Source organism: Brevibacillus laterosporus LMG 15441, assembly GCF_000219535.2.
GTDB lineage: Bacteria > Bacillota > Bacilli > Brevibacillales > Brevibacillaceae > Brevibacillus_B > Brevibacillus_B halotolerans.
Genome location: NZ_CP007806.1, coordinates 3,700,808 through 3,718,549, shown reverse-complemented (window position 1 = coordinate 3,718,549; position 17,742 = coordinate 3,700,808). Strand labels below are relative to the sequence as shown.

The window sequence follows — 17,742 nt, the reverse complement described above, 5'->3', positions numbered from 1 at the left end:
CACCTCCTGCTATTCGGATGTGCCTTATTCTTCCCGATATTTCTGTATTTGCTTCACAGCATCCGCTTCTTTTTTGTCCAGATCATTTCAGCAAATATTACACATCAAATCGACATGACTGAGCTGGTACATCGACAAAGGCTTGAATACTTGGTTGTCGCAATGTTAAACCGCTTGTCCACTCAGCAAAATGCACTTTTACCGTTAGTTCAGGTGAAAGCCAACTGGCATCCTTATACCGATCTGGTCGATTTATGAAGGGCATCTCCTTTTGAAGGAGAGGCTTGATAACCTGTGTTAATGCTAACCAATCTGCATTTGTCAGTTTTCCTGTACCAGCATGACCAATATAGTGTAAATGACCATCGGGTGTGTAGAGTCCTAATAGAAGCGAGTTAACCACCTGATCGCGAAACGTAACACCGCCTATAACAGCAATCAGATCACGGTAGTATTTTTTCTTTTGCCAACGCTTATCCTTTCCATTGATAAGGTAGCTACTTGTTAGATCTTTTAGAACAATGCCCTCTAATTGATGTTCTTGTACAACCTTATATAGTGCATGTCCGTCGGGATGACTGGTTACCAGCTGAATATGCTCAGAAGGCTTGATCCACTGCTGTAGCAGTTCCATTCGATCGCGTAGGGGAAGATGATTGACCCAGTCCCCATTAACAAATAGGATATCAAAGATCATATAAGTAATGGGAACCTGGGATTTTATATGAGATACCTTTTCAAGACGGCGAATTCCATCTCTACGCATTACTTCATGAAAGGATGGTTTTCCTGTAGAACCAAGGGAAATTACTTCACCGTCCAAAATAAGGGAAGTGGCTGAACTATACGTAGCTATATTTGTGATTTCAGGGTAGTGCCAGGTTCTTTCGTTGCCTCTTCTGTTAAATAGCTGAACCTGTTGACCGTCAAAATAGGTTAAGATGCGAACACCGTCCCATTTAATCTGAGCTATCCATTCAGAGCCTTGAGGAATACTTTCACAAATGGTTGGTTCAAATGGGATGATTGGGTTCATATGCCACCTCGTAACAATGGAATGATTGGATGTACAGATCGCTTTCTTAACCGATTTTATTGCTGCTGAACTTTTTCCCTCACATTTGCTTTATCATCGCAAATAAGGCTCGTTTTGTATTCTACGAGCTGGATGTCGCATCCTGGACCTAAGGTGATATGATTGCCACGGACAATGGTGGCTTTGGTGTCTTCTAAATAAATATCGTCGCCTTCGATAATATGTGTAGTTAGACTGTTGGAAAAAAACGGGCGAAGAAGGGAAGGCAGAAAGGAGCCGCGTCGTTTTACTTCTATATGCTCCCCGCCTATTTCTTTTGCTCTGCATTCACCGCTTGGCTGAATATAAATTCGTCCCGCATTTAGTAATCCTTCTATTTGAAAGCAGCCATACGTCTGAAAGGACTCTGCTTCACAATCGCCAGCAATTTTAGTATAGCCACGTACTCTCATCTCTTCTGCATGGCAGGAGCCATCAACCAAAATACTGCCATCAATGTTAATTTCCTGACCTTTAACCTGACCATTGACTTTTGTATTCCCACTAATTTTCAAGATTTGACTTTCTACGCTTCCATGAACCGAGGAGTTGCCTCGAACGACAAAGGTTTCAGACTCAACATCTCCATCCACAGTAGCATGCCCCGCGCAAGAAAATTCCTTACATACAAGATCAGACGTGATTTTTGCACTACCAGCTATTTTGACAGAATGAAAAGTTCCTCCAGGTATTTTCATGGAACCATTGATTACGAGATCATCGGGTTCTTTTCTTGACATTTACAATTCCTCCTTGAGTATGTCCCATTTCTGCTTCAAATTTTCAAGTAAAACAGGAAGAGAAAGACGGGTAACAATTCGAGCATGCTCTTCCCAAAATAGTTCTTCAGAAGATGATGTGATTAAACAGATGGATACGCCCATTTTTCTAACAAGAATAAGTTCAGCCGTTTTCCCCTGTAAGGAAGCATAGTTAGTTGCATAGGTGCGCAGAACGGTTTTGGCTTCTTCTCGACTACACTCACCGCTGAGCAGTAATTGATCAACAGCATACAAGGACAAGACGATTTCAAAAGAGTATTCCTGCTGCTTGGCAAAGCATTCCTCATATAGCTCAAGTGAAGTTTGTGTAACAATGTTTCGAGAAAGGATCGTTTGTCTATTCATTGCATGATCTAAAGGAATAGGAGAGAACATATTTGCCAACTCATCTAGTGACAGATCATCCTTCAGACTTAGAATTTTGTTCACTCGATGCAGGATCTCCTGCTTAGGGAAAAAAGTCTCCTGCCCTGTAAAGGTTGACTTGCGAATAAACCAGTCCTCGGGAATTAAATTTTTACGTTTCCAGCGGTAAAGCTGGCCGTAGGAGATTCCGGTTTGCTCTAGCAATTGTTTTTTTGAAAGCAATTCCTGGTTAATTTGGGTGACCTCCTTTTATAAGGATAGAAGTTTACTTTGTGCAAATGATCGTAACATAACAATGTTACGTTGTAAATGGATCAAAAGTGTATGTAAGTGCAAAAATAATTGCCGTAATTTATTTAGAATGATTATAATGTAGAGGAGAGGATGGTGATTTGTTTGAGCATTTTTGATTTTTCCGTACAAACAATGCATGAGGAAACGGTGTCATTAGAACGTTATAAAGGGAAGGTCTTACTTATTGTTAATACAGCTAGCAAATGTGGCTTTACACCGCAATATACAGATTTACAGAAGCTGTACGATCGTTACCGAGATGATGGTTTAGAAATTTTAGGATTTCCTTGCAATCAATTTGAGCAACAAGAACCAGGAAATAACAAGGAAATTGCTCAGTTTTGCGAGTTGAATTATGGGGTGAATTTTCCGGTATTTGCGAAAACGGATGTAAAGGGAACGAATGCGAATCCGCTCTTTCGTTATCTATGTCAGCAAATCCCATTTGCTGGCTTTGATGAGTCACAGGCATCTGGTCGACTTTTACATATGTTTTTACAAGAAAAATTTCCTGAGACTTTGATGGATGACTCTATAAAATGGAATTTCACAAAATTTTTAGTGGATCGAGAAGGGAAGGTAGTGGGGCGTTTTGAGTCGCCTGTTGAGCCAATGGATTTAGAAGCTCCAATTAAGGATGTATTATAGACATACCAGCTATCCTAGAAAGTAAAAATGAAAAAGCTGAGAGCAACAAGCTGGGCCCTCAGCTTTTTCGTTATGATTTCGCATTCGGTGTCTGTGTTTTCTTTCGTCGCAAGGCTTTTGTTACACTGGTAGTGCTTGTATCAGGGGTTAGCTTCGTTGTAGCAGCAGTTGTAGATGCTTTGCTTTTCTTTTTGGGATTCTGAGCAATAGGCCGCGGCTCAGGATATCGTTCCACGATGTCACGATTCTCATTTGTTTCTTTTGTTGCCAGCTCTTGAGGGGCTTCAGCTTGAGCCAAGCTTTCCTTTAATGCCTGCATGAGATCAATGACATTAGCGCGTGGTGCGGAAGGCGCTGTTGCCACCTCTTTCCCTTCCAGTTTTTTCGTAATGAGCTCTTGTAGATGCTGTCGATACGTATCTTGGTATTGTTCAGGGTGGAAGGGACGAGACATGCTTTCAACTAATTGAATGGCCATAGCTAGCTCACTCTCGACTAGTGGCGCATCTGCTTGAGGGAGAGCTGGTACTTGAGCTAAGGAGCGTACCTCATCTGGATAGAAGATCGTTTCTAACACCATACCATTTTGATATATACGTAATACGGCCAGGCTTTCTTTATTACGCAAGGTGATTCTAGCAATTGCGATTTTACCGGTCTGCTGCAAAGCGACCCGTAAGAGGGAATAAGCCTTTTCCCCTGTTTCCTGTGGAGAGAGGTAGTAGCTTTTATCGAAGTAAATGGGGTCAATTTCTGACAGTTGTACGAAATCGACAATTTCAATAGCCCGTTTTGTTTCGGGGGCGATTTTGTCCAAATCCTCGTCTTGAATCATAACAAAATTACCTTTTTCATATTCGTATCCTTTTATGATTTCATCGGAAGCTACTTCACGGTCACAGGTTGGGCAAACCTTGGAGTACCGAATGGGCGTGTGGCACTCCTTATGCAATTGACGAAAACGAATATCGCGGTCTTCTGTTGCTGTAAACATACGAACAGGGATATTCACTAAACCAAAACTAATGGAACCTTTCCAAACGGTGTGCAAAAAAACGCCTCCTTATAGAAGTAGTATCCACAAGGAGGCATAATGTATTGGCATGTAACTTTTGGGACGTCAACAATGTTTATTGGTTATGCTTCTTGGCATCAAGAAGATCCGCTTCCGATTGCATATCGCGGGCACGCTCGATTCCAACACCAGTGCGATCCGCCTGCGATTGAGCTTTAGAGGCTTTAATCTTACGTTCTGATGGATTTTTAGCAGCCATGCTAGTTCTCTCCTTCTATTCTTTATGAATGGGGACGTTTACTAATATCTCTGTTTTGGACAAAAAAATACCTCACTTCTTCTTAAAAAGAGTGAGGCAGTCATTCAAGCTGTTTCCACGAGGGAAACCTGTCACCTTCATGCTCCTATCTACATGAGGTGTCAACTGAACTGACTTCAATTATGGGAGAGGAGAAACCGGAGGAAGAGCTTATGGGGAAACGTAAGTCTTCTCCGCGGTTGTCAGCGACACCATAGCATCGCTTGTAACACATTTTTACCAGCAAACTGGTAAGTTATACATCCTGATTTATATTTTTTATCGTTTGGATTGAAAATTTTACGTTTTTCCTTCCTATATGGTAGTATGAAAACTACTGTCTCACGAAAAAGTGTGACAACGGATATGTATACAAGTTAGGTGAAGAGAAAATGAGAGTGATTTCAGGAGAACATAGAGGTCGTTCGCTAGCTGCCGTGCCTGGTACAAGCACAAGGCCCACAACAGACAAAGTAAAGGAATCCATCTTTAACATGATCGGACCATATTTTGATGGGGAATGGGCGTTGGATCTATATGCAGGGACAGGAGGCTTAGGGATTGAAGCTCTTAGTCGGGGTGCTGCAAAGGCCATTTTTGTAGACAGAGACAACAAAGCTTTTAACACGGTCAAACAAAATCTTAAAACCTTGCGATTGGATGAGCAGGCAGAGGTTTATAAAATCGATTCAGCACGTGCCCTTAAGGTGCTTTCTACTCGTGGGGTGCAATTTGATTTAGTATTTCTTGATCCTCCTTATGCAAAGCAAAAGCTTGAGCAAGAGATTGAACAACTCCAACAATTACATATGGTAGCCGCTGATGCTTGGATTGTCACCGAGCATGATGCTAAGCTAACTTTACCTGAACAGATTGGAATGTGTGAGCAATATCGTTGCTCTACTTATGGAGATACGAGGGTTACTATTTATCGCTATATAGTGGAAGGAGATTCCTAGCATGAGAATAGCAGTTTGCCCAGGCAGTTTTGATCCGGTCACGTATGGGCATCTAGATATCATTAAGCGTGGAGCTAAAATTTTTGACAAGGTTATTGTGGCTGTACTGGTTAATTCAAATAAAAAGCCGTTATTTACATTAGAAGAGCGCATGGCATTATTACGTGAAGTAACAGCCGAGTATTCTAATGTAGAGGTAGATACCTTTAATGGCTTGTTGGTTGATTATATGCAAAGAAAAGAGGCTCGGGTCTTGTTAAAGGGCTTACGGGCAGTATCTGATTTTGAATATGAAATGCAGATGGCCTCTATTAATCGCAAGCTGGATGAGGAGATTGAAACACTGTTTGTCATGACAAATAATCAATATTCTTTCTTAAGCTCAAGCATCGTAAAGGAGCTTGCCAAGTATGATGCCAATGTAACTGATTTGGTACCCCCGATTGTAGAGCAATCGATGCGGTTAAAGTTTCAGGAATTACAGGGAAACAGCTAGGAATGGTTGCTAGCCGGCCTGTAGGGAAAGGCTTCAATAAATGGGTAAGGAACGCGGGTTTCTTACCCTTCCTTTATTTGTATACATATTAGGCCATTATTGCTTCCAAAGCTTGTGTAATAAAAAACAAATTAAAAATAAGACAATTGCGATACAAGCTGCAATGGTGCTCATTTGAGAAAAAATAAGCCACCACGATTTAGCCTGAAGTAAGTGCTCGCTAGGTAAAAATGCTGGGATGCTTGTATTTACATTTTGCGTGATGATCGTAAGTGGTTTCCAGAATACGATTGTTAGCACCGCTGCAAAAATAGCATGGATAGCCCGCCCGATGAGATAAGGCTTCACGCTAATATCCGTTTTGCTTAAAATGCTTGCAATTTGCGCATGGACGCTTAGACCACCCCAGGATATGATGGCAGCGGTAATAGCTGCTTTGACCATCATCGAGATATTCTGAATTTCACTAGTATTTTGAGCACCCATTGTTACTTCAAATAACCCAGCTAAGCCAGCCTTACCCATCGCGTCTGTAAATCCAAACGGGCCCAGCAATAAAAAGAGAACCCGGTTTAAGAAGCTGGTAATGCCAACGGTTTGCATCATTTGAAGCAAGACCGAAAACATGATAATAAAGCCCCCGACCACCATTAGGGTTTGTAGTGCGGATTGCACGGCATCTCCCATTAGCTTGCCAAAAGGGCGATTATCACTGAGTCTGGCACGATGCATAGCTTGTAAGGCCCGGTAAAGTAAGGGATGCTGTGATTTTTCATAAATCGCTGTTATGGGAGAAACAGGGGAGTACATACGATAAAGCATGCCAAGTAGGATTGCAGCACCATAATGGGTAAAGGCGATTACATATCCGAGCTGTTCACTGTTAAAAAAACCAACGGCTACTGCACCGATAACAAAAAGTGGATCTCCCGTAGTAGCAAAGGTAACGAGCCTTTCCCCTTCAACTTTTGTAATGTGGCCTTTCTCTCGTAAACGCGTGGTTAGATTGGCTGCGACTGGATAGCCGGAAGAGAACCCCATTGTCAGCACGAACCCTCCTGTACCCGGGACATTGAAGAGAGGACGCATCAGTGGCTCAAGTAATACCCCGATAAAATGAACAACACCAACTCCCATCAGAACCTCCGATACAAATATAAAGGGGAGAAGAGCAGGAAAGACGACTTCCCACCAAATGTTTAAGCCGCGAACGGCAGCTTGAAAGGATGGCTCCGGATTAATAATAAGTACAAAAACCAAAAGGAGCGACAAAATCGCTAAACTAATTGTGAGATAAGGAGAACGATGCGACATATAACCCTCCCGGATGTAAGCGTTAGTACATGTCTACGTTGGAGAGGTACAAACTATTCATACTCTCTACTAGCTAAAAAATGAATGGAGAAGTGGGCTGTTTTCATATGATTGAGGGGAGGAGGCGTTTTTTATGACAGACAAGAAACGACCAACCATTGGTTTAGCACTTGGAGCGGGTGGTGCCCGTGGATTGGCTCATATCGGTATTCTAAAGGTACTTGAAGAGCATGATATTGCTGTTGATTTTATAGCAGGAAGCAGTATGGGGAGCTTGGTAGGGGCCTTTTATGCAAATGGAATTCGACCAGACATGATGGAGAAATTGGCAATAAATTTAAAGCGCAAGCACTGGTTAGATTTAGTGGTCCCTCATATGGGATTGGTAGCCGGTCAAAAGATAAAAGAAATCATCCGCTTATTAACACATGGCAAAAATATTGAAGAACTACAAATTCCCTTAGCAATTGTAGCAACTGATATAGAGACGGGAGAACGAGTTGTTTTTACAGAGGGACCTGTAGATATCGCTGTGCGTTCCAGTATTGCTATGCCAGGAATTTTTGTGCCAGAGCAGGTAAATGGCAGAATGCTGGTGGATGGAGGTGTAATTGATCGAGTGCCGATAACCGTTGCGAAAGAAATGGGGGCTGATCTAGTCCTGGCCATTGATGTAGCGAATTTTGACACCAGAATGAAAGTGTCAAGCATCTTTGATGTGATTGCTCAAACGATAGATGTAATGGAACGTGAAATTTTGCGCCATAGGATGCTATCAGCAGATTTAGTGATCCGTCCAGAGGTAGGTCACATCGGTAGCTTGTCTTTTACACAAATAGAATCAATTGTCGAATTAGGAGAGATAGCGGCTCGAAAGCATATTGATCAAATTAAAGAGATGATAAAGAATTGGGAGGAAACAGATGCAAAACGAAAATCAATCGAACGAGGGATTAAGACGAACTAATAAACGGAATGTAGCCGTCCTGGTAGCTATGATCATTATGATTCTAATGGTCATTAGTACCTATATACCTATGCCTTATTACGTACAGCGTGCTGGGACGGCTAAAGAGCTTTCGCCTATGATTACCGTAGAAGGCGGCGTAAAGGATGAGAAGGGTACATTTATGCTGACCACTGTACGCATGTCCCGAGCAACACCTTTAACGTATTTATACGTACAATTTTCTAAGGATGCTGATCTCATTTCCGATAAATTTATTACAGCGCAGGGTGAAAGCGATGAGGAGTATGCAAAACGGGAGCTGTTGGTGATGCAGCGATCGCAGCAGGTTGCAGAAGCGGTCGCCCTGAAAAAAGCTGGCTATCCAGTCAAAATGGAGGATCAAGGAGTCTTAGTCTTGTCGGTAATGGATGGCTTTCCAGCTAAAAACGTGTTGAAGGTGGGAGATGTCATTACCTCGCTGAACAACAAGCCGGTTAAAAATAAGAATGATCTATTCCTCTTATTGGAAGGTAAGAAGGCTGGTGATGCTATCCAACTACAATTTAAACGGGATGGAAAACAAGAACAGGTGGAATTGATTCTGGCGCAATTACCCGAAAATAATGGAGCAACGTCCCATCGAGCTGGGTTTGGTATTACACCGCAGGATCAAAAGCGCATCCTATTTGATAAGAAAATTACGATTGCCGCTAATAATATTGGTGGACCGTCCGCAGGCTTAATGTTTACCTTGGAAATCTATAATCAATTGCGTCCAGAAATCGATATCACGCGTGGCTATCGTATTGCTGGAACGGGTGAAATGAATTCCGATGGTACTGTAGGAAGGATCGGTGGCATCAATCACAAGGTTATCGCCGCTGATGCCGCAGGAGCAGAAATTTTCTTTGCGCCAAACGATACAAGCGGCGATAAGTCAAACTATGAAGTAGCTGTGGAAACTGCGAAACGTATTCATACCTCTATGCGGATTGTTCCAGTAAAAACGGTAGATGATGCACTACAATACCTTCAGCACCTAAAGCCAAAGGGAACAGAGTAAAAGAAACGACTTCTCTTACTCAGGTGTGATTTGTAAAGGAATCCGGCGATATTCTTCCAAAAAGGGCTGCTCGATTTGAGTCGAATGAGCCAAACGGTACAAAGCATTTGAGCGAATATCAACATCAAGCATAGGGTGCAATCCATCCCTTACATTCGTGTAGAGGGGGATTGCACTTTTTTGTTTAGCCTGCTGAAGTAATGCTCTTCCCTTCTGGCTGAACCCAAGTACACGGGCGTATGAGGCGCCATGGCGGAGGTTGAAAGCAGATATCTGGTCTTTTTTCACATCGAGTAGCACGTTAAGCAACATACGTTGAATGCGATTTTGCGTATATCGTTTACTTTTAGCAGAGCTGATCATCTGTGCAACGGTTTTTGATCGCCGTACCGATTCAAGGAGCCGATATTCCATTCCTTCTTCTATTTCATGATACGTAGCAAGCTCTTGTGCAGTGAGCTGTAACAGACGATGGAATAGAGGATGAGCGAAATTTTCCCACGTCATAGGATAAAGCCCAGAAAGCCATTCACGTTGCAACACTTCTACAGTAGCTCTCGGTACGTATCCGGCGACTGCTGCTATCTTTTGTTGTTGCTCTGTCAATATTTTTCGCAAAGCGGTAGCGCTTGCTATCTGCTCGTCTGTGATTGTTTCTTGATGATAGCCTGCTTTTTGCCGTTGGATGGTGACAGGTACAATTTTGCTGTTTAACCTAGCCAGTGATAGGAGATAGTTAAAACCGAGTATATTATTTGGTTGATCGAGAGCTGCGCCGTGAATGCCGTGATCGGTGAGGTACGTGTGAGCCGCTTCAGCGTATGCCTTAGGATACGGAAGACCATCGCGTAACCCTGCTTTTAGTAAATGAGAAAATTCAGGTGCTTCATGCGCGAGTAGCTGTGCCGCTTGTTTCATCCAGCTAATGTCTCCGCACTCCGAACCAAAGCATAGCGTATCAACTACTCCGATGCGATCTAACAGCGAGACCGCACCATGGGCAAACAACTCAGCGTTCGAGGTGGCAAAGACTGTAGGGAGTTCAATTACCAAATCAACACCTAAACGCAGAGCCATTTCCGTGCGAGCCCATTTCGAGACGATGGCAGGTTCACCCCGTTGTAAAAAGTTGCCGCTCATGACGGCGACACAGGCATCAGCGCCTGTCATTTTTTTCGCTAATGCAAAATGAAGCTTGTGTCCATTGTGCAAAGGGTTGTATTCTACTATAAGGCCCACTGATTTCATTTGTAAAAATTACATCCTTTCTACCAGAACCTATCTGTACTGGTAGTGTAGACAAGTTCATTTGTTCTGGCAAATTCTATTTGCAGCCGATAAGGTGTCAAGGAAAATAGGTTGACAAAGATGTAGGCAAAAGCTATAATCATCTTTGTTGTGCATGAGGTGATAACATGAATATTAAACTAATAGAATTGCACCACAGAAAAGGAGAACCACTTCCTTTTCAAACAAACTTGGATTCCCAGGATTTAAAGAAGCGTCATCAAGAGATTCGAGACTTATCTCCTGTTACTGTTACAGGAGAGGCTATGGAGCTCGGTGGCTTAATCTATATCAAGGGAGAAATACAAGCAGAAGCTAAGTTCGTTTGTGCGCGTTGCTTGACACCGTACACGGAACAGCTTTCGATTCCTTTTTCTGAAACCTTTGCGCCGAATACATCCGATATCGAATTTGATGAGGATAGCGATATTCATCAGGTGACTGGCGAAGAGATCGAGTTGGACCCGTTCCTGGAAGAAGACTTCTTGTTGTCAATTTCAGCATTCCCATTGTGCTCCAAGGATTGTCAGGGACTGTGCGCGAGTTGCGGAATTAACCGCAATGAACAGTCATGCAATTGTTCCACAGAACGTATTGATCCGCGTTTAGAAGCCCTAAAGAAATTCTTCATTCAAGCAGAAGAATAAGCTTGTTTTCAAGATGAAGCGCTTCTCTTTGGATGAATTGCTTCATTTTTGAACGGGTTGGTCGATTCCTGTGAATTAGCCCTAACCCACATACATCGGTTCCACAGATAACCATTTCACTTACGGCTTTATGCCTTGAGTTTCTATATGGGGAACCTTCAGACATTTTGACTTCGAAGGAGGTGTAAGGAAGATGGCAGTACCTCAACGTAGAACTTCCAAAACTCGTAAAAGATTGCGTCGTACGCACTTCAAATTAGAGATTCCAGGTATGGTTAAATGCGATAACTGCGGCGAACACAAACTAGCTCACCGCGTATGCGCAAGCTGCGGAACTTACAAAGGTAAGAAAGTGGTTCAATAAGTAAGAGGCAAGGTGAGGTGATCACCTTGCTTTTTTTCTATTCAAACGGGGGAATCTAACGGATTAAGTTATTTTTATGAATAGGGTTGTAAAAATAGCCTCCCTCCCGTATACTAATTTAGTACCTGGTATTAAAAACAACTCGTAAGCATAGATAGAAAAAGCTAAGGGGGGTGCCGAAAATCGCTCGCATAGCTAAGAGAGATCGTCAAAGACAGCTCGTGGATAGTCTAGAACGAAATCCATTCGCTACGGATGAAGATTTGGCCGCGATGTTTGATGTTAGCATCCAAACAATACGGCTGGATCGTTTAGAGCTAGGCATACCGGAATTACGTGAACGGATTAAATCTGTTGCAGAGAAAAGTTTGGATCCAGTCAAATCACTAGGAATTGAAGAGGTGATTGGCGAAGTAATAGATCTGCAACTGGATGATTATGGAATTTCTGTCTTAGAAATAACAGAGGAGTATGTGTTTACTCGAACACAGATTGCTCGTGGGCATTATATCTTTGCTCAAGCAAACTCCCTGGCGGTTGCTGTTATCGACGCGGATGTTGCTTTAACGGCTACAGCCCGCATGCGTTTTATTCGGCCTGTGAAGCAAGGCGAGAAGCTGGTTGCTAAGGCTGTGGTTCGTTCTACGGAAGGGGACGAAAGCAAGGTGCGCGTCGAAACGAAGGTTCAAGGGGAAAATGTGTTTACTGCTACGTTTAGAGTTTTTCGTATCCGTGAGTAGTAAGGTCAGGAAAAAACAGGAGGGAATTGTACTTGCGTATTTCACTTGATGCCATGGGGGGCGACCATGCACCCCGCAGTGCCGTAGAAGGCGCTTTGGAGGCTATCGCTGTTGAACCCTCCTTACAAATTGTTTTAGTTGGGGATGAATCAGCTATTGGCAGCTATCTGCCTACACCCCGTCCATCTAATATTGAGATTTTACATACAACAGAAAAAATAGCAACAGATGAAGAACCGGTCAAAGCTGTGCGCCGTAAAAAAGATTCTTCTTTAGTAAAAGCAGTAGAGCTAGCACGTCAAGAGGAAGTAGAGGCGGTCATCTCTGCTGGTAACACCGGAGCATTGATGACAGCGGGCTTATTGATTACGGGACGCATGAAGGGAATTGAACGTCCAGCTCTAGCTGCGATGATTCCCAAAATCAAGGGTGGCGTTACATTGGTGCTTGACGTTGGCGCCAATATGGATGCGAAACCCCAGCACCTCGTGCAATATGCTATTATGGGTAGCCTATATGTAGAAAAAGTGTTAGGCATAAAAAAGCCACGCGTTGGTCTACTAAATGTCGGTACAGAAGAAGCGAAAGGGAATGAACTGGCTAAAAGCACCTTTCCCTTGCTAAAAGAGAGTCCGGTCCATTTTATTGGAAACGTAGAAGCGCGAGATTTACTAGAGGACGCTTGCGACGTACTAGTATGTGAGGGCTTCTCTGGCAACATTTTATTGAAAAACACAGAGGGAACGGCTTTAGCTATTTTCTCTCAGTTGAAGCGTGAGCTTACCTCAACCTTCATGAATAAACTGGCTGCTGCCATTTTAAAGCCAAGTCTAAAACGTTTTGCTAACCGCATGGACTATGCAGAGTACGGTGGTGCTCCGATGCTTGGATTGAAACGACCTGTCTTTAAGGCGCATGGTTCATCCGATGCAAAAGCATTCAAAAATGCCCTGCTAGCAGCGGCGCGTTTTTGCAAGTCTGATGTCAATCAGCTCATCTTAAAGGAGCTACAGATCGATCATAGCGGAAAAGGGGAAAAAGAATGAATGGATTACGTCCTGTAGGAATCCTGGCAACAGGCTCCTATACACCTGATAAAGTGTTAAGTAATGCCGATTTGGAAAAGATGGTGGAAACCTCTGACGAATGGATTACCTCTCGTACAGGGATTCGTGAACGTCGAATTTGTGCGGAAGATCAAGCTTCTTCAGACCTAGCCTATGAAGCTGCCGTGAGAGCGCTGAACAAGGCAAACATCAGTGCTGAAGACATTGACATGATTATTGTGGCAACAGTAACTCCAGACCATTCTTTTCCATCTACATCATGCATATTACAAGAAAGATTGGGTGCTAAGAAAGCCTCGGCTATCGACCTTTCCGCAGCATGCACGGGATTCATTTACGGGGTGACGACTGCTACACAATTTATCGCGAACGGCATGTATCGTTATGTGCTGGTTATCGGGGTAGAGTCATTATCCAAAATCACAAACTATGAAGATCGTAATACTTGCGTACTGTTTGGTGACGGTGCAGGAGCGGCTGTTCTTGGTCCTGTTCCAGAGGGAATGGGCTTTAAAGCCTTTGACCTAGGTGCGGATGGATCAGGTGCTAAGTTGCTATCTCTCCCAGGTGGCGGTTCTCGTTACCCAGTTACAAAAGAAACCGTAGAGAACAAAATGCACTATTTGACCATGACTGGCAATGAGGTTTTTAAATTTGCTGTACGAGTCATGAACAGTGCAACTGACACCGTGTTAACAAAAGCAGGACTAGAAAAGGAAGCGATCGATCTCTTGGTACCACATCAAGCAAATTTACGTATCATTGATTCGGCTGTGAAACGTTTTGGTTTGTCAGAGGATAAAGTGGTAATTAACTTAGATCGCTATGGAAATATGTCGTCTGCCTCTATTCCCGTTGCGTTGGATGAAGCTATCCAAGCGGGAAGAGTTAAAGAAGGAGACAATGTTATTCTCGTTGGCTTTGGTGGTGGCTTGACTTGGGGAGCAGCACTGCTCACATGGTGCACACGTGAGCAAAACGGCGAATAATACGAAGTACACAGGGATTGGAGTCGAATGGATTTGAGTAAACTAGCATTTGTTTTTCCAGGACAAGGCTCTCAGTTTGTTGGAATGGGAGCGCAGTTATGTGAAGAATCATCAGTGGCAAAAGCGATTTTTAGTCAGGCGGATGAAGCACTAGGTTTCTCGCTTTCACATCTTTGCTACGAAGGACCTGAAGAGGAGCTGCGTTTGACAGTAAACACGCAGCCAGCTATTTTGACCATGAGCGTTGCTGTTCTTAAGGTTTTACAAGAAAAATGCCCTGATCTGAAGCCAGATTTCGTGGCAGGACACAGTTTGGGCGAATATTCTGCATTGGTAGCCGCAGGAGCAATCAGCTTTACCGATGCTGTGAAAACCGTGCGTGCACGTGGACAATATATGGAACAAGCAGTGCCTGCTGGTCAAGGGGCTATGGCGGCCGTACTTAATATGGATCGCCAAAAGTTGCGAGGCATATGTGAACAAGTTACCGAAGCCGGATACCCTGTTCAGCTTGCAAATATGAATTGCCCAGGGCAAATTGTCATTTCAGGTAGTGCTGAAGGTGTAGAGAAAGCGGGAGTACTGGCAAAAGAAGCGGGCGCTAAGCGCGTCATGCCACTAAATGTTAGCGGACCTTTCCATTCTTCCTTGATGCAACCAGCCGCTGAGCTTTTACAGGCTGTTTTAGCAGATATCGAAATAAACGATGCCAATGTACCAGTAGTGACGAATGTTGCAGCACGCCCTGTGACGAATTCTAGCGAAATTGCTACGAGCTTGGTTGAACAGGTATCTTCTCCTGTTCTTTGGGAGGATTCAGTTGCTTGGATGATCGAGCAAGGCGTCACTACGTTTATTGAGATCGGTCCCGGAAAAGTATTAGCTGGTTTGGTGAAAAAAATTGCACCAAAAGAAGCCAACATAAAAATCTTTAGCCTGCAAGACATGGATTCACTTACTGAATTCGTTGGAGGAGGAGAAGCATGTTAATGTTAGAAGGTAAAGTAGCTTTGATTACAGGGGCTTCTCGTGGTATCGGTCGTGCCATCGCACTAAAATATGCGGAAGCCGGAGCCAATATCATTGTTAATTACTCAGGAAACGAAGCGAAAGCTCAGGAAACAGTAGCTGAGATCGAAAAAATGGGTCGTGAAGCAATTATGATTCGCGCCAATGTAGGAAATACAGAAGAAGCGGAGAATATGGTAAAAGAAGCGCTAGAGCGCTTTGGAAAAATCGATATTCTCGTAAATAACGCAGGAATTACTAGGGATAATCTCTTAATGCGCATGAAAGAGTCAGAATGGGATGAGGTTATCAACGTCAATTTAAAAGGCGTATTTAATATGACAAAAGCGTTGACTCGTCCAATGATGAAACAGCGTAGCGGAAGCATTATCAATATTACATCGGTTGTAGGTGTATTAGGTAACGCAGGACAGGCTAACTATGTGGCTGCCAAGGCTGGAGTCATTGGTTTAACCAAAACCACTGCTCGTGAACTCGCTTCCAGAAACATTAAGGTAAATGCGATTGCTCCGGGATTTGTTGACACTGATATGACAGATGTTCTACCGGAAGACGTTAAGAGTGGAATTTTAGCACAGATTCCATTTAACCGTCTTGGATCGGCTGACGAAATTTCTAGTGTGGCACTTTTCCTAGCATCTGATGCCTCAAGCTACATGACAGGACAAACCTTACATGTAGACGGCGGTATGTATATGTAAACTGGTTTTTACAAGAGACATCCCGTATAATACGTGAGAGGGGGTGAAGTAAGTGGCAGAAATTCTTGATCGTGTAAAGAAAATCGTCATTGACCGTTTAGGCGTAGACGAAGATAAAGTAACGTTAGAAGCTTCTTTCAAAGAAGATCTAGGGGCAGACTCCCTTGATGTTGTTGAGCTTGTTATGGAATTAGAAGACGAGTTCGACCTAGAGATCTCTGATGAAGATGCAGAAAAAATTACTACTGTGGGTGAAGTAGTTAATTACATATCTTCCCACAAGTAATCGCTAAGGAGGGGCTCCGTTTCGACGGGGCTTCTCCCTTTACGCAAATAAGTGATTTTTTCAACAAACGATACGTTACTAATAATGTTAAGCTAGGATGCGCAAGCTGATTTATATAGAGGTGAATGAACATGAGACGTAGAGTAGTCATTACGGGTTTTGGGTGTATAACCGCACTTGGAAAAGACCCAGAAACTCTTTGGAAGAACCTGCTTGCAGGTAAATCAGGGATCAGCCGGATTGAGAATTTTGACCCAACCGATTATCCTACAAAAATTGCAGCAGAAGTTAAAGATTTTGATCCCGAACAATATATGGACAAACGAGAAGCACGTCGGATGGATCGTTTCGTGCAGTTTGGTCTAGCAGCAGCGAAGGAAGCAGTGAAAAACGCAAATTTGACCATTACTGAGGAGAATGCTGAGCGTATCGGTGTCTATATTGGTTCAGGAATAGGTGGACTTAGTACATGGGAAGAACAACATCAAATTTTGATGGAGAAGGGTCCGCGTCGCGTTAGTCCGTTCTTTATTCCTATGCTAATCGCTAACATGGCTTCTGGAATTGCTTCTATCGAGCTAGGTGCAAAGGGTCCAACCTCGAGTGCAATCACTGCATGTGCAACAGGTACGAATTCAATTGGTGACGCTTTCCGTCTCATTCAGTTCGGTCAAGCTGATGCTATGATTACAGGTGGTACAGAAGCGACAATTCGTCCGATGGGTATGGCTGGTTTTTGTTCATTAAAGGCAATGTCTACTCGCAATGACGAGCCACAAAAGGCAAGTCGCCCTTTTGATCAAGGTCGAGATGGTTTTGTTATGGGTGAAGGTGCTGGAGTATTGGTTTTGGAAGAGCTAGAGCATGCTAAACAGCGTGGAGCAACCATTATTGCCGAGGTAGTTGGCTATGGTATGAGCGCTGATGCGTTCCATATTACTGCTCCGGATGAAAATGGAGACGGTGCCCGACGCTGTATGTTAAATACGTTAAAGGATGCGGGTGTATCTCCAGAGCAAGTGGACTACATCAATGCACATGGTACATCTACTCCAGCCGGTGATGTGGCTGAAACAAAAGCAATTAAGAGCCTGTTTGGTGAGCACGCCTACAAGCTAGCTGTGAGTTCTACCAAATCAATGACAGGTCATTTGTTGGGGGCGACAGGAGCTATCGAAGCGATGGCGTCAGCTTATGCCCTGCGTGATCAGATTTTACCTCCAACCATCAACTTAGAGAACCCTGACCCGGAATGCGATCTGGATTATGTACCAAACAAAGCGAGAGAGGCAAAGGTAGAATATGCTTTGTCTAACACATTTGGCTTTGGTGGGCATAATGCGACCATTCTTTTAAAACGTTATGCGGAGTAG

Annotated in this window: 21 protein-coding genes; 14 read left to right on the top strand and 7 right to left on the bottom strand. The window is 43.4% G+C overall.

The features are described from left to right. Window positions 1–97: 97 nt before the first annotated feature. From BRLA_RS16235 to BRLA_RS16225, 3 genes are read right to left on the bottom strand one after another with little or no spacing between them, the layout of a single operon-like run. Entirely contained in the window at window positions 98–1,036 is a 939-nt protein-coding gene (locus BRLA_RS16235) for an ATP-dependent DNA ligase (RefSeq protein WP_003336846.1), read from the bottom strand. A gap of 56 nt (window positions 1,037–1,092) precedes the next feature. After that, the gene (locus BRLA_RS16230) at window positions 1,093–1,815 is read right to left on the bottom strand and encodes a polymer-forming cytoskeletal protein (protein WP_003336847.1); all 723 of its coding nucleotides are present in this window, start codon (window positions 1,813–1,815) and stop codon (window positions 1,093–1,095) included. Beyond that, window positions 1,816–2,445, bottom strand: coding sequence for a YhbD family protein (locus BRLA_RS16225; protein WP_003336848.1), 630 nt, complete (start codon window positions 2,443–2,445; stop codon window positions 1,816–1,818). A gap of 174 nt (window positions 2,446–2,619) precedes the next feature. Here BRLA_RS16225 and BRLA_RS16220 point away from each other — a divergent pair, with 174 nt between their 5' ends. After that, window positions 2,620–3,165 carry a glutathione peroxidase gene (locus tag BRLA_RS16220; RefSeq protein WP_041752642.1) on the top strand — a complete coding sequence of 182 codons (546 nt, stop codon included), beginning with the start codon at window positions 2,620–2,622 and terminating at the stop codon, window positions 3,163–3,165. Window positions 3,166–3,235: 70 nt separating this feature from the next. Here BRLA_RS16220 and BRLA_RS16215 read toward each other — a convergent pair whose 3' ends face one another. Both BRLA_RS16215 and BRLA_RS24330 read right to left on the bottom strand, forming a co-directional pair. Next, the gene (locus tag BRLA_RS16215) at window positions 3,236–4,216 is read right to left on the bottom strand and encodes a non-homologous end joining protein Ku (RefSeq protein ID WP_003336851.1); all 981 of its coding nucleotides are present in this window, start codon (window positions 4,214–4,216) and stop codon (window positions 3,236–3,238) included. A gap of 79 nt (window positions 4,217–4,295) precedes the next feature. After that, on the bottom strand, window positions 4,296–4,439 hold the full coding sequence (locus BRLA_RS24330; RefSeq protein ID WP_003336852.1) for a hypothetical protein: 144 nt from the start codon (window positions 4,437–4,439) through the stop codon (window positions 4,296–4,298). 431 nt (window positions 4,440–4,870) lie between these two features. Here BRLA_RS24330 and rsmD point away from each other — a divergent pair, with 431 nt between their 5' ends. Then, the gene (gene rsmD / locus BRLA_RS16210; protein WP_003336853.1) at window positions 4,871–5,437 is read left to right on the top strand and encodes a 16S rRNA (guanine(966)-N(2))-methyltransferase RsmD; all 567 of its coding nucleotides are present in this window, start codon (window positions 4,871–4,873) and stop codon (window positions 5,435–5,437) included. Between the two features lies 1 nt (window position 5,438). Further along, window positions 5,439–5,933, top strand: a complete 495-nt coding sequence (coaD, locus tag BRLA_RS16205; protein WP_003336854.1) for a pantetheine-phosphate adenylyltransferase — start codon at window positions 5,439–5,441, stop codon at window positions 5,931–5,933. Window positions 5,934–6,029: 96 nt separating this feature from the next. Here the strand turns inward: coaD and ylbJ are convergent, their stop codons facing one another. Further along, window positions 6,030–7,247, bottom strand: coding sequence for a sporulation integral membrane protein YlbJ (gene ylbJ / locus BRLA_RS16200; protein WP_003336855.1), 1,218 nt, complete (start codon window positions 7,245–7,247; stop codon window positions 6,030–6,032). 133 nt (window positions 7,248–7,380) lie between these two features. Between ylbJ and BRLA_RS16195 the strand changes: the two genes are divergently transcribed. Both BRLA_RS16195 and BRLA_RS16190 read left to right on the top strand, forming a co-directional pair. Beyond that, window positions 7,381–8,214 (top strand): patatin-like phospholipase family protein, encoded by an 834-nt coding sequence (locus BRLA_RS16195; RefSeq protein WP_003336856.1) that lies wholly within the window; start codon window positions 7,381–7,383, stop codon window positions 8,212–8,214. Continuing rightward, entirely contained in the window at window positions 8,171–9,259 is a 1,089-nt protein-coding gene (locus tag BRLA_RS16190; RefSeq protein ID WP_003336857.1) for a SepM family pheromone-processing serine protease, read from the top strand. The genes BRLA_RS16195 and BRLA_RS16190 overlap by 44 nt, the downstream gene beginning before the upstream one ends. 15 nt (window positions 9,260–9,274) lie before the next feature. Here BRLA_RS16190 and BRLA_RS16185 read toward each other — a convergent pair whose 3' ends face one another. Next, complete coding sequence (locus BRLA_RS16185) at window positions 9,275–10,507, bottom strand: nucleotidyltransferase (RefSeq protein ID WP_003336858.1); 1,233 nt, start codon at window positions 10,505–10,507, stop codon at window positions 9,275–9,277. Between the two features lie 167 nt (window positions 10,508–10,674). On the opposite strand from BRLA_RS16185, the gene BRLA_RS16180 reads away from it, so the two are divergent. The 9 genes from BRLA_RS16180 (at window position 10,675) to fabF (ending at window position 17,742) form a co-directional block, all read left to right on the top strand. Beyond that, window positions 10,675–11,193 (top strand): YceD family protein, encoded by a 519-nt coding sequence (locus BRLA_RS16180; RefSeq protein WP_003336859.1) that lies wholly within the window; start codon window positions 10,675–10,677, stop codon window positions 11,191–11,193. A 193-nt stretch (window positions 11,194–11,386) separates the two neighbouring features. Beyond that, window positions 11,387–11,557, top strand: coding sequence for a 50S ribosomal protein L32 (gene rpmF / locus BRLA_RS16175; RefSeq protein WP_018670782.1), 171 nt, complete (start codon window positions 11,387–11,389; stop codon window positions 11,555–11,557). 173 nt (window positions 11,558–11,730) lie between these two features. Beyond that, window positions 11,731–12,297 carry a transcription factor FapR gene (gene fapR, locus BRLA_RS16170; RefSeq protein ID WP_003336860.1) on the top strand — a complete coding sequence of 189 codons (567 nt, stop codon included), beginning with the start codon at window positions 11,731–11,733 and terminating at the stop codon, window positions 12,295–12,297. 32 nt (window positions 12,298–12,329) lie between these two features. Beyond that, the gene (gene plsX / locus BRLA_RS16165) at window positions 12,330–13,343 is read left to right on the top strand and encodes a phosphate acyltransferase PlsX (protein WP_003336861.1); all 1,014 of its coding nucleotides are present in this window, start codon (window positions 12,330–12,332) and stop codon (window positions 13,341–13,343) included. Further along, window positions 13,340–14,353, top strand: coding sequence for a beta-ketoacyl-ACP synthase III (locus tag BRLA_RS16160; RefSeq protein ID WP_003336862.1), 1,014 nt, complete (start codon window positions 13,340–13,342; stop codon window positions 14,351–14,353). Before plsX ends, BRLA_RS16160 begins: the two co-directional genes overlap by 4 nt. Before the next feature lie 33 nt (window positions 14,354–14,386). Further along, window positions 14,387–15,343, top strand: coding sequence for an ACP S-malonyltransferase (fabD, locus tag BRLA_RS16155; RefSeq protein WP_041752641.1), 957 nt, complete (start codon window positions 14,387–14,389; stop codon window positions 15,341–15,343). Beyond that, window positions 15,343–16,083: a 3-oxoacyl-[acyl-carrier-protein] reductase gene (gene fabG / locus BRLA_RS16150; protein ID WP_187349329.1), complete on the top strand. Its 741-nt coding sequence runs from the start codon at window positions 15,343–15,345 to the stop codon at window positions 16,081–16,083. The genes fabD and fabG overlap by 1 nt, the downstream gene beginning before the upstream one ends. Window positions 16,084–16,135: 52 nt before the next feature. Further along, window positions 16,136–16,369 (top strand): acyl carrier protein, encoded by a 234-nt coding sequence (gene acpP, locus BRLA_RS16145; protein WP_003336866.1) that lies wholly within the window; start codon window positions 16,136–16,138, stop codon window positions 16,367–16,369. A 131-nt stretch (window positions 16,370–16,500) separates the two neighbouring features. Beyond that, complete coding sequence (gene fabF, locus BRLA_RS16140; protein ID WP_003336867.1) at window positions 16,501–17,742, top strand: beta-ketoacyl-ACP synthase II; 1,242 nt, start codon at window positions 16,501–16,503, stop codon at window positions 17,740–17,742.